Below are 19,737 nucleotides of genomic sequence, written 5' to 3'. Positions count from 1 at the left end.
TAGGAGAACCAGCCGATGTCAGACAGCTCCCCCCTGCCGCCGGTGCGGCTGCACCCCGAAGCGGAGCTGGCGCGCGACGCGCTGTCCACGCCGTTGCTCTCCCGAGCCGCCCTGCTCGCCCGCTGGGCCGGCCCCGACACCCGGGTCGACGCGGGCGGCGGCCTCGTCGAGGAACAGCTCGCGGCCGCCGCGGACGCGCTCGGACTGACCGGGGAGGACGCCGCCGGCCACGCGAGCGAGGCCTGGCGGGTCGCCGTGGACGCAGGGCTCGTGGAGGTCGTCGACGAGGAGGCCGGCACCGTCACGACCGGCGAGGAACTGGCCCTGCTGACCGGCGGCTCCCCGCACGACATCCTCGCCGTCTGGCTCGGCGCCCTGGAGACCGTGCTCGCCGACGCGGCCGTCCCCGACCTGGACGAGCTGATGGACGCGATGGACGAGGGTGGCCAGGTCGACTTCTCCCGGCTCGACTGGAACCCCGAGGCCGAGGCCGAGTTCCTCGACGGCGTGCTCGGCAACCTCTACCTGCTGACCGCCAACGAGGAGGGCCCCGGCGACGGCCCCGTCCCGCTCCCCGCGCTCGCCGCCTCCATGATCATCCCCGGTGACATGGACGAGCCCACCAACGACGTCCTGGAACAGGTCTCGGACGCGATGATGCGGCTCGACGACCAGTTCCGGCTCCTGGAGCCCATCGGCCTCGTCGTCTACCAGCCCGTCGACGAGGCCCTGATGGCGGATCCCGACGACGGGGCCGCGGAGCCCGCCGCCCCGGTCGACGAGACCGACGTCTCCCGCTACGGCATGGTCCGGCTCACCCCGCTCGGCCTCTACGGGCTGCGGGCCCGGCTGCTGGAGGCCGGCTTCGACGCCCCGGCCGTCGGCGACCTCGCCGACAAGGGCGCCGACGCCCTCCTCGACGGCAGCGCAGGCTACGGCCCGCGCGCCGCGCTCGCCGAGACCGAGCACTGGCTCACCCACCGCGAGCCCCTCGCCGCCGCCCGGGAGTTGCTGGCCGCCGCCCGCGGCTCGGACCCTGGCGCACCGCTGCGCCGCCTGCGCTGCCAGCAGGCCCTCTCGCTGGTCGGCGCCCAGGCCGAACCCGCCGTGCGCGAGGTCCTCGACGACGCCGAGCTCGGCGGTCTCGCGCGCGTGTGGCTGAGCGAGCTCGGCGCGGCGGACGTACCCGCCCCCTCCGAGGACCTGGTCTTCTGGCTCACCATCGACACCCTGGCCGCCCAGCTCGCCGCCGAGGGCAACTCCGAGGAACTCCAGGCCCTCGTCGAGGGGCTCGCCCAGCAGCACAGCGGCTTTTTCGCGGCGGCCTGGCGCGTCGATCACCCGGCGACGCCGGACGTCCTGGAGGCGATGGGCCGTCTGCACCCCGACAAGCGCATCGCGAAGGAGGCGCGCAAGGCGGCGTTCAAGGCGCGGTCGCAGCAGGGGGGCTGACGGCTTCCCGCGGGCGCCCCCGGACCGGATTCACGGAAGCGGGTCCGCTGAAGTCGCCCCCCGTTCAACTCCCGTTCAGGCATGGGCGGGACGGTGTCGCCGGACCGAGGTTCGCCACCCTCCACGGCACTTCCACCGTCTCAGGAGACACCATGTCGCTCACCCGCAGGGACTTCGCCAGAACCTCCGCGATCACCGGAGCCGGGGTCGCGCTGGCGGGCAGCGTCGGCGCCCTCGCCACCGCGCCGAACGCCCTCGCGTCCACGGACGTCGAAGACACCGCGGACGCTTCGCAGGCGTCGGCGACCGGGCACCACGGGGTCGGCTACGGGCCGCTGCTCCCCGACCCCGACGGCATCCTCGCGCTGCCCGCCGGGTTCGAATACCGCATCGTCACCTACAGCGGCAAGACCAAGCTGGAGTCCGGCGAGATCACCCCGTCCAACCACGACGGCACCGCCGCCTTCTGCGGCCCGCGCGGCGCGACCCTGCTCGTCAACAACCACGAGCTGAAGGGCCCGCGCGCCGCCTGGAAGCACCCCGTCCCGCTCACCGAGGGCCTCGTCTACGACCCGGCGGCCTCCGGCGGCTGCACGGTCGTCGAGGTACGCCCCGGCAACCGGGTCGCCGAGTGGGTCGGCATCGCCGGCACCTCCACCAACTGCGCGGGCGGCAGCACCCCTTGGGACACCTGGCTCACCTGCGAGGAGACCGAGGACAAGGCCGGCCAGAACGGCATGACCAAGGACCACGGCTACGTCTTCGAGGTCGACCCCGAGGACCGCCGCGCCAACCGGAACCCCAAGCCGATCAAGGCGCTGGGCCGCTACGCGCACGAGGCCGTCGTCATCGACCCCAAGCGCGGCCACGCCTACCTCACCGAGGACGCCTCCGGCCCCAACGGCCTGCTCTACCGCTGGACCCCGCCGGCCGGCTTCCACCACGGCCGCGGCAAGCTGCGCACCCTCGCCGACGACGCCGGCGTCCTGCAGGCCTTCAAGTGCTTCGACTCCGGCGGCAAGTTCGTCGACGACCTCTCCCGCGCCACGAAGATCGGCACGGTGTACGGGGTCGACTGGATCGACGTCCCCGACCGCGACGCCAAGTCGGTGCCCGTCCGCAAGCAGTTCGCCGACGGGCAGGTCACCCGCGCCCGCAAGCTGGAGGGCATGTGGTGGGGCGACGGCGGCACCTACATCGTCTCCTCCTACGCCCGTGACGAGAGCCCCGTCCACCACGACGGCGCCGTCTGGTTCTACGACCCCAAGCGCCGCACGCTGACCCTGAAGGTACTGCTCGGCGTGAACCCCGACCCGTCCGTCGACGGCGCCTTCGACGGCCCCGACAACATCACCGTCTCCCCCTACGGCGGCCTTGTCATCGCCGAGGACGGCGAGGGCGTTCAGCATCTCTTCGGCGCCACCGACAGCGGCCGCACCTACCCCATCGCCCGCAACGAACTGAACATGGGCACCGCGGACGAGCCCGCTTACAGCGAGTTCACCGGCGTGACCTTCTCCCCCGACGGCCACACCCTGTTCGCCAACATCCAGGACCCGGGAATCATGCTGGCCATCACCGGCCCCTGGAAGCGGCAGAAGCGCGGCTGAATTTAATTCGTTCGCCCGTCCCGCGGCACGCCTCCTAGAGTGATGCACGTCCAGGTGCGAAGGCAGGACCTACTTCCACTGATAATGGGGCGGCCGCGGGTTCGAGTCCCGCCACCGGTACAACGCGCCGGTGTAGCTCAGGGGTTAGAGCACCTAATGTCGGTTCCGCCGACCTGAACTCTGGACACCACAACTTCATGCACCTCCCGGTGCGCAGGCTGCGGCTACTTCTCTTTCACAGAATCCAGGCCGCCGCCGAATTGATCTCGGGAGGCGCAGCACATGGTGGGTGCCCGGTGCGCAGGCGGCGGATACTTCGGGAGCTGGTGGGGTGAGAATCCCCGTGCGGGTTCAAATCCCGTCATCGCTTCGGGCGGTGTGGCGGAACGGAAGACGCGCCAGTTATAAGCAACCGCAGTCGACTTCGACCTCGGGCACCCTCCTTTTGCTGCGCCTCCCTCCGAAACGCGACCGAAAGGTCGTCCGACGAATTCGGGGGAATTCATCATGGCTCGCTTCAACGTCCGTGCGACCAAGGCCCAGCCCACCTCGCCCGTGACCACCACCGGCCGGGTGCTCCGCACCCACCAGGGCGGTCGCGGCCACGAGCGGGACGCGCGCTCCGAGCTCTTCCTGCTCGCCGTCTCCAACCTGGTCTCCCAGAAGACCTTCTACGAGTCCGGCGCCGACCGCGACGACCGGTTCGCGAAGCTCGTGCGGGAGCTCGCCGTCAGCGACCCGTCCTGGACGGCCGGCCTGCTCGGCTGGCTGCGCGGCGCGGGCAACCTCCGTACGGCCGCGGTCGTCGGCGCCGCCGAGTACGTCAAGGCGCGCCTCGACGCGGGCGCGACCGACGGTCCGTCGAACCGGCAGGTCGTGGACTCCGTGCTGCAGCGGCCCGACGAGCCCGGCGAGCTGCTCGCCTACTGGACGAGCGTGTACGGCCGCAACGTCCCCAAGCCCGTCAAGCGGGGCGTCGCCGACGCCGTCCGACGGCTGTACGGGGGCAAGTCGCTGCTGAAGTACGACACCGCGTCCAAGGGCTACCGCTTCGGCGACATCCTCAACCTCGTGCACGCGGCGCCGGACCCGGACAAGCCGTGGCAGGGCGAGCTGTTCCAGTACGCCCTGGACCGCCGGCACAACCCCGACACCGCCGTGCCGCCCGCCTCGAACCGGGTCCTGACCGCGCACCGCGAGCTGATGGCGCTGCCCGTCGAGGACCGGCGTGCGGTGGTCACCTCGCCGGCCGGGGCCGAACGGCTCGCGGCGGCCGGGATGACCTGGGAGGCGCTGGCGGGCTGGCTGCAGGGCCCGATGGACAAGGCGGCCTGGGAGGCGGTGATTCCGTCGATGGGTGCGATGGCGCTGGTCCGCAACCTGCGCAACTTCGACCAGGCCGGGGTGTCCGACGAGGTCGCGGCACGGGTCGCGGCGAAGATCAGCGACCCGGCGGAGGTCGCGCGCTCGCGGCAGTTCCCGTTCCGGTACCTCGCCGCCTACCAGCACGCGCCCTCGCTGCGCTGGGCGTACCCGCTGGAGCAGGCGCTCGGCCACTCGCTGGCCAACGTGCCCGCGCTGCCCGGCCGCACGCTGGTGCTCGTCGACCGCTCGGGCTCGATGTTCTACTCGCGGCTGTCGGACCGCTCGGAGCTCAACCGGGCCGACGCGGCGGCGATCTTCGGCACGGCGCTCGCGCTGCGGGCGGCGGACGCGGACCTCGTCGAGTTCGGCACCAACAGCCGCCGCCTGACGTTCGACAAGGGCGAGTCGGTGCTGAAGATCCTGGGTCGCTTCGGAGACCTGGGCGGCACCGACACCACCTCGGCGATCCGCGCGCACTACCGGGGCCAGGACCGGGTGCTGATCGTCACCGACGAGCAGTACGCCTACAACCACCACGGCGACCCGACCGAGCAGATCCCGGCGCACATCCCGGTGTACACCTGGAACCTGGCCGGCTACCGAGCGGGCCACGGTCCGTCCGGAAAGGCCAACCGCCACACCTTCGGCGGCCTCTCGGACGCGGCTTTCCGGATGGTGCCCCTGCTGGAAGCGGCCCGGAACGCCGACTGGCCCTGGGCTGCCTGACGGCCGGTCTCAGGGCCGGGTGGCAGGGCCGGGTGGCAGGGCCGGCCTTGTGGTCGGCCCTGCGACCGGCCTCGCGGTCAGCCGAGGCGGGATACCTGGTAGTGGCTGATGTACCAGTCCGCCGCCACCCGCTTCACCACGACCGCGAGGTGGACGGAGAGCGTGGGCCGGTCGGTGAAGGCGAAGTCCACGCTCTGGTAGCCGAGGACGAGCCCGTCGGCGAGGCGTCTCGTCTCCAGGATCCGGTAGTCGGCCGTCATGCCGAGCGGCTGGGAGGCGTAGTAGTCCTCGACTCCCGGCCGCCCCACGCTGTAGGGGTGCAGGCCCTGGAAGATCGCGTCCTCGGTGAACAGGGCGGCGACCTGCTCGGACTCGTGCCGGTCGACGGCCGTCTTCCACCGGTCGAGGACGCCGCGGAGGACCGTCTCGTCGTCTGCTGTGCTGGTCATGGGGTTCTCCCGGTCGGGTCGTTCGGTGCGGGCGTTCGGGTCGGTCAGTGGCCGGCGCTCATGCCGCCGTCGACGTGGAGGATCTCGCCGGTGACGAACGGGGCGTTCTCCAGGTAGACGACCGCGTCGACGATGTCGCTCTGCTCGCCCATCCGGCCGACGGGGTGCAGCGCGGCCAGGAAGTCGTGCGTCTCCTCGGCGTGCATCGGCGTCTTGATGGTGCCCGGCGATACGGCGTTGGCGCGGATGCCACGAGCGGCGTACTCGATGGCGAGGGACTTGGTCGCGGACTGCAGACCGCCCTTCGTCAGCGAGGCCAGCACGGAGGGCACCCTGGAGTCGGCGCTGTCGACGAGGCTGGTGGTGATGCTGACGATGTGCCCGCCGCCCTGCTCCAGCATCCGCTCGACGGCCAGTCGGGTGATGTGGAAGAACCCGTCGAGGTTCACGCCGGTCACCGTGGCGTAGTCGTCCGCGGTGTAGTCGGTGAAGGGCTTGGCGACGAACACGCCCGCGTTGTTGACCAGCGTGTCGATCCGGCCGAACCGCTCCACGCCGGCCGCGATGACGCGTTCGGCGGTGGCGGGGTCGGCGATGTCGCCCTGGACGGTGACGAGGTCGGCGTCGTCGGAGGGCGCGATGGTGCGCGAGGTGGCGACGACGGCGTAACCGAGCTTGCGGTAGGCGTCGACCAGTCCGGCGCCGATGCCCTGCGACGCGCCGGTGACGACGGCGACCTTCTGGTGCTGAACGCTCATGGTGATCTTCTCCTGAATGCGATGCGATGCGATGAGATGGGACGACTGGACCGGTACTCGCCTGCTACTAGCCGACCGGTCGACTATTTAGAACGTAAGTCGCTCGTCGGTCGACGTCAAAGGTCAGGAGGGCCCTGGTCGGGACCTGTTTCCTCCCGCCTGGGAGGAGCAGGCTCCCAATGCAGGTCAGCGCAGGTCAGCGCAGGTCAGCGCAGGTCGGTACGGGTCAGCGGGGGAGTGCGTACGGGTCGTCGGCGGGCAGCCAGGCGTCCGGGGCGTGGATCCCGAGGGCGTCGGCGTCGACGCCCTCACACAGGGCGTCGACGACGGCGAGGACCTCCGCACGCTCCTCCGTCTCGCGCCGGACCAGGGACCAGGTCCAGTACACCTTCGGCGCGACGATCTCCCGGCGGACCAGGTCGGACGGCAGCGAAGCGGTCTGCCCCTTGGGGCAGTTGACGATCGGACGACGGCAGCGGCGGACATGGTCGAAGAAGGCGGGACCGGTCACCGCCCCGTCGGAGATGCGCACCTCACGGGCCCCGCCGGCCTCCGCCAACTCCTCGGCGTAGACGTTCCAGGACGCCCAGGAGATGACGTCGTCGTCGAGGAGGACGTCGGTGTCCCGGGCCGGCACGTCCGTGGTGTCGGCGCCCGTGGCGACGGCGTAGAGCCGGTCGGCGCCGATGAGCCGGGCCCGCAGCCCGTGCCGCTTCAGATCCTCGTTGCGCACCCAGCACACGGCGAGGTCGAGGCTGCCGTCCGCGACCCGGGCGGCCTGGGTGTGCGAGGGCGCGACCCATGCGTCGACGTGGACCTGGGCCGCCGCGGAGGTGCGTCGGGTCAGGTCCGCCGGAAGCCAGTTGACGTACCCGAGGCGCACCGGCTGCGAGCCCGACAGCCGGCGTGCCCGGACCTGGAGGTCGTCGGCCCGTTCCAGCAGGGCGCGGGTGTGCGGGAGCAGGGCGGAGCCGGCCGGGGTGAGCGACACCGAACGGCGGTCGCGGTCGAAGAGGCGCACGCCGAGATCGCGCTCGAGCGCCTTGATCTGCTGGGACAGGGACGGACCGGCGATCAGGAGCCGCTCGGCGGCCCGCCCGAAGTTCAGCTCCTCGGCGACGGCGACGAAGTACCGCAGTTGGCGCAGCTCCACGCCCGCCATGCTACGTCCGAGGCGGGCCGGTAGGAGGCTGTTCCTACCAGCAGGGAGTACGGCGGTCGTGGCAGCCGGCGCGGTGCCGGGCGGACGATGGGATCGCGAAGCGCGACGGCATCCGGCCGCCGCGATCCGATCCGCCGAGAACCTGACCTGTACTGGCCTGGCCTGGCCTGAACTGACCTGAACTGAACTGACATGACCGAGCGGAGCAGGACCATGAGAGAGTTCCTGGTCGAGATCACCACCACCGTCCCCGAGGGCACCGGCCAGAACGAGGTCGACGAACGGCGCGCCGCCGAAGCCGTCCGGGCTCGCGAACTGGCCGCCACCGGTCACCTGGCCCGACTGTGGCGGCCGGTCGGCGAACTGCGCAGCATCGGCGTCTGGCGCGCCGCCGACGAGGCGGAACTCCACGAGAAGGTGCTCGGCACGCTGCCGCTGCGCCCGTGGATGACCCTCATCGTCACCGCGCTCGAGTCCCACCCCAACGACCCCGGCCGGGACGGTGCCGACGGCAGGCCGTGAAGGCTCCCTGGGGTCATGTCGCCCGGACGGCGGCCGCGCTGGCCGCAGGCATGGGAGTCGGCCGCTTCGTCTACACGCCGGCCCTGCCGCTGATGCAGACGCAGGCGGGACTGTCCGCGAGCGCCGGTGCGCACCTGGCGACCGCCAACTACGTGGGCTATCTCGGCGGAGCGCTCGCCGGCACCCTGATCCCCGGACTGGTCCGCTCACCGGCCGCCCTGCGCACGTCCCTGGTCGCGCTGACCGGAAGTCTGGCCGCGATGCCGGTCACCCACGGCACGACGGTGTGGCTGGGGCTGCGGCTGGTCGCCGGGGTGGCCAGCGCCCTGGTGTTCGTCATCGCGGTGACCTCCGTACTGGGCCTCCTGCGCGGGCATCCGGCGCACCTGCCCGGCTGGGCCTTCGGCGGGGTCGGCGCCGGTATCGCGGCGTCCGGCCTGCTCGTCCTGGGCCTGAGTCCCGTCGCCGACTGGCGGGCGGTCTGGTGGGCCTCGGCCGCACTCACCGCCCTCCTCGCCGGTGCGGCATGGCGACTGCGCCTCGAACTCCCCGCGGCGACGGCATCGACGGCGTCGGCGGTACCGGTGATACCGCCGGTATCGGCGGTATCGGTCGGGGAGGGGGTCGGGCGTCCGACCGCGACCAGGCACCGGCGTCGCTGGTTCGCCGTCCTGCTCGCCTCCTACACCCTGGAAGGCACCGGGTACATAGTCGCCGGCACCTTCCTGGTCGCCGCGGTCGCACAGACCTCGCCCGGCTGGGTCGGCAGCGGCGCCTGGGTGCTGGTCGGCCTGGCGGCCGTGCCGTCCTCGGCGCTGTGGACCAGGCTCGGACGCCGCCGGCCCCTGCACGACCTGCTGCTCGCCGCGCTGGTCGTGCAGGCGTTGGGCATCGCCCTGCCCGCCCTGGTGAGCGGTGTCGCGGCGGCCCTGCTTTCCGCCGTGCTGTTCGGCGCGACCTTCATCGGGATCAGCACGCTGGCCCTGGCCACGGGCGCCCGGCTTCAGGTCCACCGCTCGGTCGGGCTGCTGACCGTCGGCTACTCCGTCGGCCAGATCCTCGGCCCACTGGCCGTCACCCCACTGCTGCGCGACGGCTACCGCCCGGCACTGCTCCTGGCCGCCGTGGTGGTCCTCACGTCCGCGGTGGCCGCGGCGGCGCTGCGCGTCGGCCTTCGGCACCCCACAGCCGCCACCCGCACACGACGACGGCCCACGCCCCGGCAACCGGCCACGAACCAAGGCGACGCCTGACGAAACCGCCTTCGGACGGCGACCGGCCTCCCGTCAGCCGTCAGCCGTCAGCCGTCAGCCGTCAGCCGTCAGCCGTCAGCCGTCAGCCGTCAGCCGTCAGCTGTCGGTCGTCAGCCGTCCGCTGTCCATCGTCAGCCGGACTGGCCGTCAGGCCCCGGCCCCGGTCCCGGCCGGGCTCACCCGTGGTTCGCGTGCCGCGCCCAGCAGGGCCAGGCAGTTCTCCCAGAGGGGGCCGAGCCGGTCGGTGTCGTTGTAGAGCTTGGCGAACATGACCTGGCCCTCCAGCTGGGCGACGACCGCCCGTGCGGCCGCTCCGGTGTCGGCGACACTGATCTCACCGCGCCCGAGCGCCTCGGCGACGACCGCCTCGACCATTTCGACCTGCGCCTCGAAGATCTCCTGGAGCCGGACGCGGACGGCCTCCGTCTGGTTGCTCAGCTCCAGCGTGAGGTTCCCGAACAGGCACCCCGCCACGGTTCCGCAGCCCCGCTGCCCGGCACGCTGCCCGGCCTCCGTCTCCTCGAACAGCCGCCGCAGCCGCTGCAGCGGTTCCGCGGCACCGGTCAGCACGGCCGTCCACGCCCGCCGCTGCTCCGCCCAGTGCTCGTCGACGACGGCCAGCGCGAGCGCTTCCTTGGACTCGAAGAAGTAGTAGAAGCTGCCCTTGGGCACCCCGGCGGTCTTGCAGATCTCGGCCACCCCCAGCGCCGAGTAGCCGCGCAGCTCGATCAGCGTCTGCGCGGCGCTGAGGATCTTCTCCCGGGCATCGCTGGTCCGTCCCATGACATCGAGTGTACGACCGGTCGTCTACTGGACCGGGCGGCTACCGGACCTGTCCTGCACGGCGCGAGCCGGACGCCTCGCGAGCCGGACTCCTCGCCGGCCGGACTCTTCGCGAGCCGGGCCCTTGCCGCCCGGCAGACTGATATCTAACATTTCAGTTCATGGAAGCCGTACCCCGCACCCTCCTCAGGGACCGCGCCTACGCCTCGATCCGGGACGCCATCGTGGCCGGGGACATCGCCCCCGGCACGGTGGTCCGCGACGCCGATCTCGCGGAGCGGCTGGGACTGTCCCGGGCGCCCGTGCGGGAGGCGTTCGCGCGGCTGGTCGACGAGGGGCTGCTGGAGAGCAAGCCGCAGAGCTACACGCGGGTCACCCCGGTCGTCGCGGCCGACGTACGGGACGCGGCGGCCGTCGTCGGCGCGATGCACGAGCTGGTCACCCGGGTCGCGGTGCCCCGGCTGTTCGCGGCGGACGTCGAAGGCATGCGCGCGGCCAACGAGCGCTTCACGGCCGCGGTCGGCGCCGGTGACGTCGACGCCGCCCTGCGCGCCGACGACGAACTCCACGACATCCTCGTCCGGGCCGCCGGCAACCGCGCGGCCGCCGCCACCGTAGCCCGCTACACCCCGCTCATCCGGCGGCTGGAGCGCCGGCGCTTCGGCGAGGGCGGCACCTGCCGTTCGGCCGGACTGCACGGACGCCTGATCGAGGCCTGCGCCGACGGTGACGTGGACGAGGCGGTCCGGGTCACGGCGGAGATCTGGCGGACCCTCGCCGACTTGGCCCACTTGGCCGATATGGCCGACCCGGCCGATCCGGCCGACACCGACTGAGCCAAGGAGGCTCCATGTCCCCCAAGTCCCTCTCCTCGTACGAGCGTTACCCCCTCCTCTTCGGCCCCTCGCCGGTCCACCCGCTGGAACGGCTCACCGCCCACCTCGGCGGAGCCGCCCTCTGGGCCAAGCGGGAGGACTGCAACTCCGGGATCGCGTACGGCGGGAACAAGACCCGCAAACTGGAGTACCTGGTCGCCGACGCGCTCGCGCAGGGGTGCGACACGCTCGTGTCGATCGGCGGGGTGCAGTCCAACCACACCCGTCAGGTCGCGGCCGTCGCCGCCCGGGCCGGGCTGAAGTGCGTGCTGGTGCAGGAGAGTTGGGTGGACTGGCCCGACTCCGTGTACGACAAGGTCGGCAACATCCTGATCAGCCGGCTCGCCGGAGCGGACGTACGGCTCGTCCGGGCCGGGTTCGGAATCGGCTTCAAGGAGAGCTGGGAGCAGGCGCTCAGGGACGTCGAGGAGGCGGGCGGAAAGCCGTACGCCATCCCGGCCGGTGCCTCCGACCACCCGCTCGGCGGGCTCGGGTTCGCCGGGTGGGCGTACGAAGTCGCCGAACAGGAACGCGAGTCGGGCGTCTTCTTCGACACCGTGATCGTGTGCTCGGTGACCGGCTCGACACAGGCCGGGATGGTCGCCGGGTTCGCCGCGTTGCAGGAGGCGGGCGGCCGGGCCCGCCGGGTGATCGGCATCGACGCCTCGGCCAAGCCCGCCGAGACCCGCGAGCAGGTCGCCCGCATCGCCCACCGCACCGGTCGACTGATCGGCGTGCGCAGCGAGTTGACCGTCGAGGACGTCGAGCTGGACGAGCGCTGGCACGCGGGCGTCTACGGCGTCCCGGACGAGACGACCCTGGCCGCGATGCGGCTCGCGGCACGCACCGAGGGAATGGTCACCGACCCGGTGTACGAGGGGAAGTCGATGGCCGGGATGATCGACCTGGTCGCCGGCGGCGAGATCGCCGCGGACTCCACCGTGCTCTACGCCCACCTCGGCGGCCAGCCCGCGCTCAACGGCTACAGCGCGCTGTTCTGACCCGGGACTGCGGCTGCAGCGCGCTGTTCTGGCCCGGGACTCCGGCTGCAGTGCGTGTTCCGACCCGGGACTCCGGCCGTCGCCCGCGAGGCGCCCCCGCCGGACGACAGGGGAGCATTCACGTGATGGCCGGATACAGTGCACAGCGTGTGGGCCGACGATCAGCCGCGGGAGCCGCGTGTCGACGAGTCCGGCGGTCCCAGCCGCCGGGCCACCATCCATGACGTCGCACAGTTGGCCGGAGTCTCGCGCCAGACGGTCTCCCGGGCCGTCAACGACAAGGGCGAGATCGACCCGGCCACCAAGGAACGCGTGCTGGAGGCGGCGCGGCTGCTGAACTACCGCCCGAGCCGGTTCGCCCGGGGGCTGGTCCGCAAGGGGGCGGTGACGGCCGGGCTGGTGATCCCGGACCTGATGAACCCGTTTTTCCCCGAGGTGGCCGCCGGGGTGCTGGAGGCCGCCGAGCAGCGCGGCTGGCAGGTCGTGGTGTGGGACTCCCGCATCGACTACGCCAGGGAGCGTGAGGCGCTCGACGTGCTGTCCCACCAGGCGGACGCGGTCGTGGGCTACTTCAAGAACGAGGACGAGGTCCTCGCCCGGCACCTCGGCGGGGTGCCGCTCGTGCTGCTCGAACGCGGCCCGCAGCAGACCCGGTTCGCGGCCGTGGGCATCGACGCCGCGGCCGGTCTGGAGCAGGGGATCGCCCATCTGGTGCGCGCGGGCCACCGCAGGATCGGCATGGTGGACGGCGACCGGCTCACCGTGCCGGGTGCCCGGCGGGAGGCGTTCCTGGCGGAGGTCGGGCGGCACGGCCTGTCCGTCGACGACAGCTGGATCGTGCTGTCTCCGGAGCACAGCGTGGCAGGCGGCGAGGCGGGCATGGAGCGCCTCCTGGACGCCCGGCCCGAGATCACCGCGGTCTTCGGCTTCAACGACCTGATCGCCGTCGGCGCGATGCGCGCCGCCCGCCGTCGCGGCCGGCGGATCCCCGACGACCTCGCCGTCATGGGCTTCGACGGGCTGTCGCTGGGCGAGCTGGTGGAGCCCGCCCTGACCACCCTGCACCTGGACAAACGCCGGCTGGGACGGCTGGCCGTCGAGCAGGTGGCCCGGCTGCGCGCGGGCCAGGAACCGCTGAGCGGCGCGGACGCCTGGGTGATCCCCGAGCTGGTGGTGCGGGCCTCCGCCTGACCGGCCACCCGCACTGACACGGTGTCAACACATTGCCGATGTACGTGTCTTGACAGTGGTTTTCGGCCGCCCCAATACTCGACGGCAACGTTCACGTGAACGTTCACGGCCCGTCTGACGGTGTCGGCCAGAGCCCGGAACCATCCGCCGACATCGTTGTCCTCGCGTTTTCCCCTTCTCGTGAAGCGAGTGCGTGATGGAACACCGAACGCTGTCCCGCCGTCGTCTGCTGGGGGCCTCCCTCGGCGGCGTCGGCGGCGCCCTCCTGGGCCTGTCGGGATGCGGGGCCGGCAGCGGCTCGGCCTCGGCCGGCACGGATCACCTGAGCCTGTGGTACTGGAAGGGCGCGCTGAGCGAGACCCTGCTCTCCACCGCCGCGCGCGCCGTGCCCGGCGTGCCGGGGGTGCGGGTGAGAGGCGCGCAGATCCCCGACGGCGACATCGACTCGAAGGTGCGCACCAGTCTGGCCGCCCGCGCCTATGTGCCGGACCTGACGGTCGCGAACTCCGACAACCTCGCCACGTTCTTCCCCGACGAGAACGAGTTCCTGGACCTGCGGACGGTCGGCGCCGAGAGCGTCCGCGACCAGTACCTGGACTGGAAGTGGAAGAGCTGCTTCACCCCGTCGGGCCGGATGATCGGCTTCCCCCTGGACGCCGGTCCCACCGCGCTCTACTACCGCAAGGACCTCTTCGCGAAGGCCGGACTGCCCGATGAGCCGCAGGAGGTCGCCGAGGCCGCCTCCACCTGGGAGAAGTACCTCGAGACCGGACTGACGCTCCGGGCGAAGGCGCCCGGCAAGCCGTACCTGGTGAGCAACGTCGGCAACGTCTTCCAGCAGATCCTGCTCCAGAGCACCAAGCAGTTCGTGGACGCCGACAACCGCTTCATCGGCGACCAGGCGCACGTCAGACGTGCCTGGGACCTGTCCCTGGAGATCCTCCGCCAGGGCCTCAGCGCCCGGATCAGGGACGGCACGCCCGACTACAACGCGGCCATGAGCGGCAGCCGGATCGCCACCATGACCACCGCGGTGTGGGCGATCAACGGACTGAAGGACACCGCGCCGAAGACGTCGGGCGCCTGGCGGCTGACGACCATGCCGGACGGCCCGGCCAACTACGGCGGCTCGTACCTCACCCTGACCCGCTACTGCCGTGACCCGGAGGGCGCCTTCGCCTTCCTGAAGTGGCTGCTCGGCCCGGAGAACCAGCTCAAGAGCTACCAGGAGATATCCCTGTTCCCCACCACTCCGGCCGCCTACGCCGACCCCGCGATGCACCGGGCCGACCCCTTCTTCGGCGGTCAGCGGCCCATCGACGTCTTCGGCCCCGCCGCCCAGAAGGCCCCGGTCGTCTACTTCAGCCCCTACGAGGAGACCGCCAACACCCCGTTCTTCCAGGAGCTGACCAATGTGGAGACGCTCGGCAAGAACGCCGACCGGGCCTGGCGGGACGCCGTGAACACCGCCGAGACCACGCTGTCCCGGCTGGGGGTGAGCTGACATGGCCACGATTCTCGATCCGGCGGGCGCGCCGCCGGCCGACGAGCGGCGCCCTGGACGCCGTAGTCGTGGCGGTGTCCGCTCCGGTGTGCCGGGCGGGCGCAGACGAGTCGTCCCGCCGCTCCTCGCCATCTCCCCGTTCTACGCGCTGTTCGCCGTCTTCGGCGCGTTCCCGGTGGTCTTCTCCCTGTACCTGTCCTTCCAGGACTGGGACGGCATCGGCGACATGCGCTTCGTCGGCCTCAAGCAGTACGGCTGGCTGATCGAGGACTCGGTGTTCTGGCACTCGGTGCTCAACACCTTCGAGATCTGGTTCCTGTCCACCGTGCCGATGCTGTTCCTGGCGCTGGTGCTCGCGTTCCTGCTGCACTCGCAGGTCCGCTTCACCGGCGCGTACCGGGTGGCGTACTTCGTCCCCAACGTCACCTCGATGGTCGCCATGACCATCGTGTTCGGCTCGGTCTTCGCCCAGGGCGGCCTGGCCAACTCGGCGCTGCGGGCGGTCGGCCTGGACGGCGTCGGCTGGCTGTCCTCCGAGTGGGGGATCAAGTCGGCCCTGTCCATCATGATCATCTGGCGGTGGGTCGGCTACAACGCCCTGATCTTCCTGGCGGGTCTCCAGGCCATCCCCACCGAGCACTTCGAGGCCGCCCGCGTGGACGGCGCGAACAGCTGGCAGACCCTGTTCCGGGTCGTGGTGCCGCAGCTGCGGCCGGTGATCCTCTTCGCCGCCGTCACCTCCACCATCAACGGCCTGCAGATCTTCACCGAGTCCCAGGTGCTCTTCCAGTCCGGCGACGTCGGCACCACGGGCGGACCCGGCCAGGAGGGCATGACGATCGTGCTCTATCTGTGGCAGAAGGCGTTCAGGGACCACCAGTTCGGCTACGGCGCCGCGATGGGCTGGCTCCTCTTCGCGATCATCGCGGTGTTCACCGTCGTCAACTGGCGGCTGGTCTCCGGCTCCGACCGCGACGACCGTCCCAAGCTGCTGCGCAGGAAGGGGGCCCGCAGTGGCCGCTGACTCCCATGACCGGGCGACCGGCAACGCCGGGCTCGCCATCGGCGCCGGCAGCAGGTTCACCCGGATCTGCGTCCGGGTGGCGCTGCTGCTCGGTGTGCTGATCTCGCTCTTCCCCTTCTACTGGCTGGTGGTGATGGCCTCCGGCACCACCCAGGACATCTACCGCTATCCGCCCAAGCTGGTGCCCGGCCCACATCTGCTGGACAACATGCGGCGGGTGCTCGACACGGTGGACTTCTTCGGTTCGCTGTTCAACACGATCGTGGTCGCCGTGTTCGGGACCGTGCTGGTGCTGTTCTTCGACTCGCTGGCCGCGTTCGCGTTCGCCAAGTACGAGTTCCCGGCGAAGAAGTTCCTCTTCGGCATGCTGCTGATCACGTACATGATTCCCGCGCAGCTGTCGCTGGTGCCGCAGTTCGTCACCATGGCCGAGTTCGGCTGGGCCGGCTCGCTGAAGGCGCTGATCGTCCCTGGTGCGGCCAACGCCTTCGGCATCTTCTGGATGCGCCAGTACGCGCAGAACTCGCTGCCCGACGAACTGCTGGACGCCGGACGGATCGACGGCGCCGGGTTCTTCCGGCTGTACTGGCAGATCGCGCTGCCGCTGTTCCGGCCGGCCCTGGCGTTCCTCGGCATCTTCACGTTCATCGGCATCTGGAACGACTACATCTGGCCGCTGGTCGTCATGATCGACCCGGAGAAGGTCACCCTCCAGGTCGCCCTGGCCAACCTCAACGTCCTCTACAACACCGACTACTCCCTGGTGATGGCCGGGGCGTTGATGAGCGTGATCCCGCTGATCATCGTCTTCCTGATCGGCGCGCGCCACTTCCTGCGGGACCTCGCGGCGGGGGCGACGAAGATGTGAACCCGGCACCGGACGGGCGGCCCCGGGCTGCTGCCCGTCTGGTGTCACTGCGTGATCTGGTGGACCATGCGGACAGCGCGACAGGACCCGGTCGCCCGAGAGAGTCCCCGGTTCGCAAGGAGTCAGCTGGATGACGCAAGGAAGACCCATGCGCGCGGACGCTCGCCGCAACTACGAGCGCTTGCTGAAGGTGGCGGCCGAGGCCTTCGCCGAGCATGGGGAGGGCGCCTCCCTCGACGACATCGCCAAGCGGGCGGGCGTCGGCTCCGGCACGCTGTACCGGCATTTCCCGACGCGGCAGGCGCTGCTGGAGGCGGCCTACCTCGACCGCGTCGAGGCGCTCGCCGCACGGGCCGACGAACTGGGCGCGCAGCTCCCGCCGGGCGAGGCGCTGGTGGCGTGGCTCAACGAGCTGTGCGTCGGCACGATCCAGGTCCGTGGCATGAAGTCCCTGCTGGGCTCGGCCGTCACGGACGGCAGCGCGGCCGCGGTCACCGCCTGTGGCACGAACATGAACGCGGCGGCGGCCCGGCTGGTCGGGGCGGCGCAGCGGGAGGGGACCCTGCGGGCGGACGTCGAGCCGATCGACGTGCTGCGGCTCGCGCACGGGGTGGCGACGGCGTCGGAGCTGGCGAACGGGGACGGCGGCGCCATCCGCCGGTATGTGTCGCTGCTGACGGAGGGGCTGCTGGCACAGGGGCTGCGGTCCACGCGGTGACGGCGGCGGCCCACTCGTGACGGCTGCGGCCCACTTGGTGACGGTGGCGGGCGCCCCGGTGGTGGCGGGCGCCCGTCGGCCTGCGTGACTGCGGGTGCGGCCGACTACAGCGCCTGCGCCCCCGGCTTCACCATGTTGCGGACCGTGCGCGCCTTCACGAAGTCGCCCATGGCCGTCATCTCCCACTCGCCGGAGAACTGCCTGATCATCTTGGCCATCAGCACGCCCGTCTGCGGCTCGGCGCCGGTGAGGTCGAAGCGGACGAGCTCCTCGCCGGTCGCGGCGTCCAGCAGCCGGCAGTAGGCCTTGGCGACCTCGGTGAACTTCTGGCCGGAGAACGAGTTCACCGTGAAGACCAGACCGCTCACCTCCTGCGGGAGGCGGCCGAGGTCGACGACGATCACCTCGTCGTCGCCCCCGCCCTCGCCGGTGAGGTTGTCGCCGGAGTGCTTGATCGCGCCGTTGACGATGGAGAGCTTGCCGAAGTAGCAGCTGTCGATGTGGTTGCGCTGGGGGCCGTAGGCGATCACCGAGGCGTCCAGGTCGATGTCCTTGCCGCGGAACGCGGGCTCCCAGCCGAGACCCATCTTGACCTGCGAGAGCAGCGGGCGGCCGCCCTTGACGAGGGACACGGTCTGGTTCTTCTGCAGGCTGACCCGGCCCTTGTCCAGGTTGATCTTTCCGGTGGCCGGGGGAGCGGCGGGCGCGGCCGGGGGAGCGGCGGGCGGCGGAGGCGTGGCGGTGCGCGGGTCCCAGCCCGGGGCAGGCGGAGCGACCGGCGCCTGCACGGGCGGCGGCGGGGCGACCGGCTGGGTCTGGACGGCCGGCGTCGGCTCCTCCACCGTGACGCCGAAGTCGGTCGCGATGCCGGCCAGGCCGTTGGCGTATCCCTGGCCGACCGCGCGGGCCTTCCAGGCGCCGTTGCGGAGATAGATCTCCACGACGACCAGCGCCGTCTCGTTGCCGAGCTGCGGGGGCGTGAAGGTGGCCAGGACGCTGTTGTCGTCCGCGCCGCGGATCGTCGCCGTCGGTTCGACGCCCTGGAAGGTCTGCCCCGCGGCGTCCGGGCTCGCGGTGACGACGATCTTCTCGATGCCCGGGGGGAGGGCGGTGGTGTCGACCGTGATCGCGTCGGGCGCGGTGCCGCCGCCCGAGCGGTACGTGACGCCCGGGCCGGCGGGCTGGTTGTAGAAGATGAAGTCGTCGTCGGAGCGCACCTTGCCGTCGCCGGTGAGCAGCAGGCCCGAAACGTCGAGCCGCACCGGTGCGGCGACGTCCACCGTCACTCGGGCGACGGGGAGTGGGATGTTCGAGCCGGGGGTCATAGCTGTCATGCCTCGTGAACGATCGGGCCCACTTTGCCGTTCCCTTACCCGGCGGCCAATCGGGTCCGGCCTCGGCCACCCGCTCCAGCACGCGGAGGCGTTCTGTGGGTGCGTGGGTCTGCTCGTCGAACTCGTTTCGCTGGGCGTGCTCGCCTAGACCCGGATGACCTGAGGTCCCAGCAGTGAGTACCGGTGTGCCTCGGCCGTCGGAAGCAGCGTGCTGGTCACGATCGCCTCCAGCGCGCCCACCTCGGCGAACCGGCAGAAGCTGACCGCCCCGAACTTGGCGTGCACGCCCACGAAGACCGTGCGCCGGGCCGCCCGCACGGCCTGCGCCTTGACCTCGCCGACAGCGGGATCCGGGGTGGTCAGACCGTGTTCGCGGGAGATGCCGTTGGCACCGATGTAGGCGAGGTCGACGACGAATCCGGCCAGCATCTTCGTCGTCCAGTGGTCGACGGTGGCCAGGGTGCCCGAGCGCACGCGGCCGCCGAGCAGCAGCACGGACATGTTGCCGGTCTCGGCGAGCGCGCCCGCGACCGGCAGGGACGCGGTGACCACGGTCAGCGGCCGGTCCCCGGGCAGCGCCTCGGCGATGAGCTGCGGGGTGAAGCCCTCGTCGACGAAGACCGTCTCGGCGTCCCCGAGCAGCCCGGCCGCCGCGGCGGCGATCCGGCGTTTCTCGGGGACGTGGCTGGTGGCGCGGAAGGCGAGCGTCGTCTCGAAGCCGGCGCTCTCCACGGGATAGGCGCCGCCGTGCGTACGGCGGACGAGGCCGTGGTCCTCCAGGGCGCGCAGATCCCGTCGTACGGTCTCCCTGGCCACGCCCAGTTCGGCGGCGAGCGCGGCGACGTCGACCGAGCCGGCGGCCCGTGCGGTGCGCACGATCTCGCGCTGGCGCTCCTCCGCCGTTCTCGGGGTCATGCCCTCACCTCGCTCTCCCGCTGTCTCGCCCGTTCGGGCCCGGTGCGGGCCCATGGGGGAAGTTCTACAGCGGGTGCGCGGCACTGACCAGGCCTGTTGCGGGCCCGATACGGCCCGGGTGGGCCCGTTCGCGCTGCGGCCTGCCCGGCTCGGACCTGCGGGGCGGCCGTGCGGCGGGTGGGATCGGGCAGGGCGGGTGCCCCGGACACGGCGGCGGGCGGGCCCGT

18 protein-coding genes are annotated in these 19,737 nt (G+C 71.6%); 12 read left to right on the top strand and 6 right to left on the bottom strand.

The window, feature by feature from the left end:
• Nucleotides 1-15: 15 nt before the first annotated feature.
• The 3 genes from ABZ725_RS36655 to ABZ725_RS36645 all read left to right on the top strand — a co-directional run bounded on the left by ABZ725_RS36655 (nucleotide 16) and on the right by ABZ725_RS36645 (nucleotide 5,153).
• Nucleotides 16-1,452 carry a hypothetical protein gene (locus tag ABZ725_RS36655; protein WP_358806727.1) on the top strand — a complete coding sequence of 479 codons (1,437 nt, stop codon included), beginning with the start codon at nucleotides 16-18 and terminating at the stop codon, nucleotides 1,450-1,452.
• A gap of 152 nt (nucleotides 1,453-1,604) precedes the next feature.
• Nucleotides 1,605-3,062, top strand: coding sequence for an alkaline phosphatase PhoX (locus ABZ725_RS36650; protein WP_358806726.1), 1,458 nt, complete (start codon nucleotides 1,605-1,607; stop codon nucleotides 3,060-3,062).
• A 507-nt stretch (nucleotides 3,063-3,569) separates the two neighbouring features.
• Nucleotides 3,570-5,153 carry a TROVE domain-containing protein gene (locus ABZ725_RS36645; RefSeq protein ID WP_358806725.1) on the top strand — a complete coding sequence of 528 codons (1,584 nt, stop codon included), beginning with the start codon at nucleotides 3,570-3,572 and terminating at the stop codon, nucleotides 5,151-5,153.
• A 77-nt stretch (nucleotides 5,154-5,230) separates the two neighbouring features.
• On the opposite strand, the gene ABZ725_RS36640 is transcribed toward ABZ725_RS36645, so the two are convergent.
• The 3 genes from ABZ725_RS36640 to ABZ725_RS36630 all read right to left on the bottom strand — a co-directional run bounded on the left by ABZ725_RS36640 (nucleotide 5,231) and on the right by ABZ725_RS36630 (nucleotide 7,522).
• On the bottom strand, nucleotides 5,231-5,602 hold the full coding sequence (locus tag ABZ725_RS36640) for a nuclear transport factor 2 family protein (protein WP_358806724.1): 372 nt from the start codon (nucleotides 5,600-5,602) through the stop codon (nucleotides 5,231-5,233).
• Nucleotides 5,603-5,646: 44 nt separating this feature from the next.
• Complete coding sequence (locus tag ABZ725_RS36635) at nucleotides 5,647-6,360, bottom strand: SDR family oxidoreductase (RefSeq protein WP_358806723.1); 714 nt, start codon at nucleotides 6,358-6,360, stop codon at nucleotides 5,647-5,649.
• A gap of 226 nt (nucleotides 6,361-6,586) precedes the next feature.
• Nucleotides 6,587-7,522: a LysR family transcriptional regulator gene (locus ABZ725_RS36630; RefSeq protein WP_358806722.1), complete on the bottom strand. Its 936-nt coding sequence runs from the start codon at nucleotides 7,520-7,522 to the stop codon at nucleotides 6,587-6,589.
• A gap of 213 nt (nucleotides 7,523-7,735) precedes the next feature.
• On the opposite strand from ABZ725_RS36630, the gene ABZ725_RS36625 reads away from it, so the two are divergent.
• Both ABZ725_RS36625 and ABZ725_RS36620 read left to right on the top strand, forming a co-directional pair.
• Nucleotides 7,736-8,044, top strand: a complete 309-nt coding sequence (locus tag ABZ725_RS36625; RefSeq protein WP_358806721.1) for a muconolactone Delta-isomerase family protein — start codon at nucleotides 7,736-7,738, stop codon at nucleotides 8,042-8,044.
• A gap of 50 nt (nucleotides 8,045-8,094) precedes the next feature.
• Nucleotides 8,095-9,297, top strand: a complete 1,203-nt coding sequence (locus ABZ725_RS36620) for a YbfB/YjiJ family MFS transporter (RefSeq protein WP_358806811.1) — start codon at nucleotides 8,095-8,097, stop codon at nucleotides 9,295-9,297.
• 147 nt (nucleotides 9,298-9,444) lie between these two features.
• Here the strand turns inward: ABZ725_RS36620 and ABZ725_RS36615 are convergent, their stop codons facing one another.
• The gene (locus ABZ725_RS36615; protein WP_358806720.1) at nucleotides 9,445-10,080 is read right to left on the bottom strand and encodes a TetR/AcrR family transcriptional regulator; all 636 of its coding nucleotides are present in this window, start codon (nucleotides 10,078-10,080) and stop codon (nucleotides 9,445-9,447) included.
• 161 nt (nucleotides 10,081-10,241) lie between these two features.
• Here ABZ725_RS36615 and ABZ725_RS36610 point away from each other — a divergent pair, with 161 nt between their 5' ends.
• From ABZ725_RS36610 to ABZ725_RS36580, 7 genes are all read left to right on the top strand, one after another.
• Complete coding sequence (locus tag ABZ725_RS36610) at nucleotides 10,242-10,916, top strand: GntR family transcriptional regulator (protein WP_351908496.1); 675 nt, start codon at nucleotides 10,242-10,244, stop codon at nucleotides 10,914-10,916.
• Nucleotides 10,917-10,930: 14 nt separating this feature from the next.
• Entirely contained in the window at nucleotides 10,931-11,956 is a 1,026-nt protein-coding gene (locus ABZ725_RS36605; protein ID WP_351908494.1) for a 1-aminocyclopropane-1-carboxylate deaminase, read from the top strand.
• Between the two features lie 147 nt (nucleotides 11,957-12,103).
• Complete coding sequence (locus ABZ725_RS36600) at nucleotides 12,104-13,147, top strand: LacI family DNA-binding transcriptional regulator (RefSeq protein WP_358806719.1); 1,044 nt, start codon at nucleotides 12,104-12,106, stop codon at nucleotides 13,145-13,147.
• A gap of 196 nt (nucleotides 13,148-13,343) precedes the next feature.
• Entirely contained in the window at nucleotides 13,344-14,651 is a 1,308-nt protein-coding gene (locus ABZ725_RS36595) for an ABC transporter substrate-binding protein (RefSeq protein ID WP_358806718.1), read from the top strand.
• A gap of 1 nt (nucleotide 14,652) precedes the next feature.
• Complete coding sequence (locus ABZ725_RS36590; RefSeq protein WP_358806717.1) at nucleotides 14,653-15,675, top strand: sugar ABC transporter permease; 1,023 nt, start codon at nucleotides 14,653-14,655, stop codon at nucleotides 15,673-15,675.
• A complete protein-coding gene (locus ABZ725_RS36585; RefSeq protein WP_358806716.1) occupies nucleotides 15,665-16,543 on the top strand; it encodes a carbohydrate ABC transporter permease in 879 nt (292 codons plus the stop codon). Before ABZ725_RS36590 ends, ABZ725_RS36585 begins: the two co-directional genes overlap by 11 nt.
• A 130-nt stretch (nucleotides 16,544-16,673) precedes the next feature.
• Entirely contained in the window at nucleotides 16,674-17,261 is a 588-nt protein-coding gene (locus tag ABZ725_RS36580; protein ID WP_358806715.1) for a helix-turn-helix domain-containing protein, read from the top strand.
• 104 nt (nucleotides 17,262-17,365) lie between these two features.
• Here ABZ725_RS36580 and ABZ725_RS36575 read toward each other — a convergent pair whose 3' ends face one another.
• Both ABZ725_RS36575 and ABZ725_RS36570 read right to left on the bottom strand, forming a co-directional pair.
• Nucleotides 17,366-18,586: a TerD family protein gene (locus ABZ725_RS36575; protein WP_358806810.1), complete on the bottom strand. Its 1,221-nt coding sequence runs from the start codon at nucleotides 18,584-18,586 to the stop codon at nucleotides 17,366-17,368.
• Between the two features lie 153 nt (nucleotides 18,587-18,739).
• Complete coding sequence (locus ABZ725_RS36570) at nucleotides 18,740-19,510, bottom strand: DeoR/GlpR family DNA-binding transcription regulator (protein WP_358806714.1); 771 nt, start codon at nucleotides 19,508-19,510, stop codon at nucleotides 18,740-18,742.
• Between the last annotated feature and the right edge of the window lie 227 nt (nucleotides 19,511-19,737).

The sequence above is a fragment of the Streptomyces sp. NPDC006872 genome (assembly GCF_040635845.1).
Taxonomy (GTDB): domain Bacteria; phylum Actinomycetota; class Actinomycetes; order Streptomycetales; family Streptomycetaceae; genus Streptomyces.
The sequence above is the reverse complement of the archived record's forward strand: the minus strand, read 5'-3'. Positions and strand labels throughout refer to the sequence as shown.